General features: G+C 68.9%; 4 protein-coding genes and 1 pseudogene. All 5 read left to right on the forward strand.

Going from position 1 to position 4,449, the window contains the following annotated elements; all coding sequences use genetic code 11:
* Positions 1-215: 215 nt before the first annotated feature.
* Positions 216-1,421 carry a signal recognition particle-docking protein FtsY gene (ftsY, locus tag ACXAHD_RS31520; RefSeq protein ID WP_281553873.1) on the forward strand — a complete coding sequence of 402 codons (1,206 nt, stop codon included), beginning with the start codon at positions 216-218 and terminating at the stop codon, positions 1,419-1,421.
* 6 nt (positions 1,422-1,427) lie between these two features.
* Complete coding sequence (locus ACXAHD_RS31525) at positions 1,428-2,258, forward strand: phosphotransferase (RefSeq protein WP_281553874.1); 831 nt, start codon at positions 1,428-1,430, stop codon at positions 2,256-2,258.
* A 357-nt stretch (positions 2,259-2,615) separates the two neighbouring features.
* Complete coding sequence (locus ACXAHD_RS31530; RefSeq protein WP_281553875.1) at positions 2,616-3,869, forward strand: ammonium transporter; 1,254 nt, start codon at positions 2,616-2,618, stop codon at positions 3,867-3,869.
* A gap of 24 nt (positions 3,870-3,893) precedes the next feature.
* Positions 3,894-4,232, forward strand: a complete 339-nt coding sequence (locus ACXAHD_RS31535) for a P-II family nitrogen regulator (protein WP_199757473.1) — start codon at positions 3,894-3,896, stop codon at positions 4,230-4,232.
* 34 nt (positions 4,233-4,266) lie between these two features.
* Positions 4,267-4,449 (forward strand): annotated as a pseudogene (locus ACXAHD_RS31540) (hypothetical protein); the annotation flags it as partial.

Below are 4,449 nucleotides of genomic sequence, written 5' to 3' on the forward strand. Positions count from 1 at the left end.
TGTCTTTAACTGACGGCTCGTCCCCCTTTGTTTCTTTCGCCTTCGCCCGCCACCCTCCCTATCCCTCCCCTCCGCGTTGCCTCTCCCCCCCCCCCCCTCCCCCCCCCTTTCCCTTTTTCCCCCCCCCCCCCCCCCCGACACTGTACCGGGGGGTGGGTGTCACCGATGGGTGCGGTGGGCGGGACTCGGTCGCGGCCATCTGTCAGGATTTCCGCATGGATTACCTCGTCCTCGCCGCGATCCTGCTCGGTGTGCTGCTGCTCGCCGGTCTCGGGCTGGTGGTGCCCCGGATGCGCCGGCAGCCTCCGCTGCCGCCGGCACCGCCGACCCCGCTCGGCGGCGAGCAGCCGCAGGAGCGCCCACCAGCCGACGGCGAGCGTCCGGCCGGCGTCGCCGTCGAGGAACGTCCGGTCGCGCCACCGGCCGAACCGGAGCAGGCGCCTGCGGAGCCGGTGGCGCCGGCGCCACCGACCCTGGAACGTCCGGAGCCCACGGCCGGGCGGCTGGTCCGGCTGCGGACCCGGCTGTCCCGGTCGCAGGGCCTGCTCGGCAAGGGACTGCTGAACCTGCTCTCCCGGGACCGGCTGGACGAGGAGGTCTGGGAGGAGATCGAGGAGAGCCTGATCACCGCGGACGTCGGCATCGAGCCGACCCGGGAGATCGTCGACCGGCTGCGGGAGCGTACCCGGGTCCTCGGCACCCGCAGTGCCACCGAACTGCGTACGCTGCTCACCGAGGAGCTGGTCGCCGCGCTGGACCCGCAGCTCGACCGGGCGTTGAACACGGGCGGCGAGCCGAGCGTGATGCTGGTCGTCGGGGTCAACGGGGCAGGCAAGACCACCACCTGCGGCAAGATCGCCCGGGTGCTGGTCGCCGATGGCCGTACCGTGCTGCTGGGCGCCGCCGACACGTTCCGCGCCGCCGCCGCCGACCAGTTGACCACCTGGGCCTCTCGGGTCGGCGCCGAGGTGGTCCGCGGCCCGGAGGGTGCGGACCCGGCCAGCGTCGCCTTCGACGCGGTGAAGCGGGGCATCGACACCAAGGTCGACGCGGTGCTGATCGACACCGCCGGCCGGTTGCAGAACAAGATCGGCCTGATGGACGAGCTCGGCAAGGTCAAGCGGGTGGTGAGCAAGCATGGTCCGGTGCACGAGACACTGCTCGTGCTGGATGCCACCACCGGGCAGAATGGGTTGGAGCAGGCCCGGGTGTTCACTGAGGCGGTGGAGGTGACCGGGGTGGTGCTGACCAAACTCGACGGCACCGCCAAGGGCGGTATCGTCATCGCGGTGCAGCGCAAACTTGGCATTCCGGTCAAACTGGTCGGTCTCGGCGAAGGTCCGGACGACCTCGCCCCGTTCGATCCGGCGCAGTTCGTCGACGCCCTGATGGGCGCCGATCCACGTGGAATGGATGCGTAGCCTCGGGTGACGTACCGCAATCAGGAGCCACGTCTCGGGAGACCGTACGTGACCCAGCAGGAGATCCCACTGCGTGGCGGCAACGTCAGCACCGTGGTGCGGGTCGGAGACACCGTCCGGCGCAACGTCGGCCCGTGGACGCCCTCGGTGCACGCGCTGCTGCGGCATCTGGAGTACGTCGGGTTCACCGGCTCGCCCCGGGTCCTCGGCATGGACGAACGCAACCGTGAGGTCCTCTCCTACGTCGAGGGGGAGTGCGGCGAGTATCCGCTGGCGCCGCACTGGGTCAGCGACGAGGCGCTGGTCACCGTCGCGACGATGTTGCGGATGTTCCACGACGCCCAGTACGGGTTCAATCCGCCGCGTAGCGCGGTCTGGCGTTCGTTCGGCCCGCCGCCGCCGGACACCGAGGTGATCTGCCACCACGACGCGGCCCCGCACAACGTGATCTGGCGTCCGGACGGTACTCTCGCCCTGATCGACTTCGACCTGGCGTCGCCGGGGGCGCGGATCTACGACGTCGCGTACGCCGCGTGGACCTGGGTGCCGCTCTTCTCCGACCGGGACTCCTACACGCTGGGTTGGCGGCACCCGGACCGGCCGCGCAGGCTGCGGCTGTTCGCCGACGCGTACGGGCTGATCCCCCGCGACCGGCACCGGCTGGTCCGGACCATCCGCAAGCGGGTCGTCGACCACGTGGAGGGAATTCGTCGGATGGCCGCCGCCGGAGATCCGGCGTTTGTCCGGATCGTGCACAAAGGTCATCTTCGTCGGCCGATGCGGGATCTGCGGCTGCTTGACTACGAACGGCACATCCTGGAGTACGCGCTGCGCTGACGGGCGGCGAGTACCAGTTGCGCTGACCGGTCGCGGCCCGGGGCGGCAGCGGTCCGGGTACGGGTGACGAGTTCTGTCGCCTTCCGGACAGTAGGCGGTGGCTATTCGGTTGATATGACCCTGCCTGATCTGGCGATAGTGAAGTGTTCTTCACATGTTGGAAACAACCCGTCACGTGTTGGAAACGGCACGGGCACCCTGCGTGAAACAGCTGCCCAGCAAGCTTCGCGCAACCGGCGAGCGGGCGATGCTGCCTCTTGGAGCCGGTTATGTTTCCAACTGAGAGGAGGCAGCGTGCCGGAACTAGATTCTGGTGCCACCGCCTGGATTTTGACTTCAGCCGCCCTGGTGTTGCTCATGACGCCCGGATTGGCGCTGTTCTATGGTGGCATGACGCGGTCCAAGTCCGTGCTCAACATGATGATGATGAGCTTCGGCGCGATCGGCCTGGTCAGCCTGCTGTGGGTCTTCTACGGCTACAGCATCGCCTTCGGTGAGGACGTCGGCGGCGTCACCGGTGACCTCTCCATGGCCGGCCTGCGCGGCATGCTCGAGTCGGGCTCCGAGGGCGGCATCCCGGACCTGCTGTTCGCCGTCTTCCAGATGATGTTCGCGATCATCACCGTCGCACTGATCAGCGGTGCGATCGCGGACCGGGCGAAGTTCGGCGCCTGGCTGCTCTTCGCCGGCCTGTGGGCCACCCTGGTCTACTTCCCGGTCGCGCACTGGGTGTGGGGCGGTGGCTGGATCTTCGAGCTCGGCGTCCTCGACTTCGCCGGTGGTACCGCGGTGCACATCAACGCCGGTGCTGCGGCACTCGCGCTGGCCCTGGTGCTCGGCAAGCGGGTCGGCTGGCCGAAGGACAAGTTCAAGCCGCACAACCTGCCGATGGTCCTGCTCGGCGCCGGCCTGCTGTGGTTCGGCTGGTTCGGCTTCAACGCCGGCTCGGCGGTCGCCGCCGACGGTGCCGCCGCGGTCGCCTTCATCAACACCCAGGTGGCCACCGCGGCCGCCGTGCTGGGCTGGATCGTCGTCGAGTGGTTCCGCGACGGCAAGCCGACCACCCTCGGCGCCGCCTCCGGTGCCATCGCCGGTCTGGTCGCCATCACCCCGGCCTGTGCCTTCCTGGAGCCGCTCGGGGCGATCGCGCTCGGCATCATCGCCGGTGTGGTCTGCGCCCTGGCGGTCGGCCTCAAGTACAAGCTCGGGTACGACGACTCGCTTGACGTGGTCGCCGTGCACATGATCGGCGGCATCATCGGCTCGCTGCTGATCGGCTTCCTGGCCGTCGAGGTGCTGGCCGGAGAGGGCAACGCCGGACTCATCTACGGCGGTGGCATCGACCTGCTCGGTCTGCAGGCGCTCGGTGTGGTCGCGGTGCTGGTCTACTCATTCGTCGTCGCCTACATCATCGGCTTCGCGATCGACAAGACCATCGGCTTCCGGGCCAGCGCCGACGCCGAGGTCGAGGGCATCGACACCGCCGAGCACGCGGAGAGTGCCTACGAGTTCGGTAGCGCCTCGGGTGGCGGCTTCGCCGCCGCCGGCATCGGGAAGGCGCCCGCCGGTTCGGGCGAGTCCGCACCGGTCAGCGAGAAGGTCGCCGGTTAACGTTCCCTGATGGAGGGGTTAGACATGAAGCTGGTGACCGCGGTCATCAAGCCGTACCAGCTCGACGCGGTCAAGGAGGCCCTGCACGCCCTCGGCGTCGCCGGCCTGACCGTGAGCGAGGTCCAGGGGTACGGACGCCAGAAGGGCCACACCGAGGTGTACCGGGGTGCCGAGTACACCGTCGAGTTCCTGCCGAAGATCCGGATCGAGGTGCTGACCGACGAGATCGACGTCGAGAAGGTCGTCGACGCGGTCGTCACGGCGGCCCGCACCGGAAAGATCGGCGACGGGAAGGTCTGGGTGACGGCCGTTGAGGACGTCATCCGGGTCCGCACCGGCGAGCGTGGTCTCGACGCGCTCTGAGTCGGCGAGCCCACCCAACCGGTAGGGAGAACACATGACCGACGGAGTCGGGGTCCGGCAGCGTCCTGCGGCCGGCCCCGGCCCGTCGCTGTCCGACGGCATCGGTGCCGCCGCCCCCAGGGGCGACGAAGCGGCCCCCCCTCTTTTTTTTCCCCCCCCTTCTCCCCCCGTCTCCTTCCATATTTCCACCATTTCTGTTCTCGGACTCTCCCAACCT

The organism is Micromonospora sp. ABR4_055 (genome assembly GCF_056160425.1).

Bases quoted from the DNA above. Each gene is read 5' to 3' on its own strand.
- ftsY (WP_281553873.1), top strand. From the start codon at position 216: ATGGATTACCTCGTCCTCGCCGCGATCCTGCTCGGTGTGCTGCTGCTC.
- ACXAHD_RS31530 (WP_281553875.1), top strand. From the start codon at position 2,616: ATGACGCCCGGATTGGCGCTGTTCTATGGTGGCATGACGCGGTCCAAG.
- ACXAHD_RS31535 (WP_199757473.1), top strand. From the start codon at position 3,894: ATGAAGCTGGTGACCGCGGTCATCAAGCCGTACCAGCTCGACGCGGTC.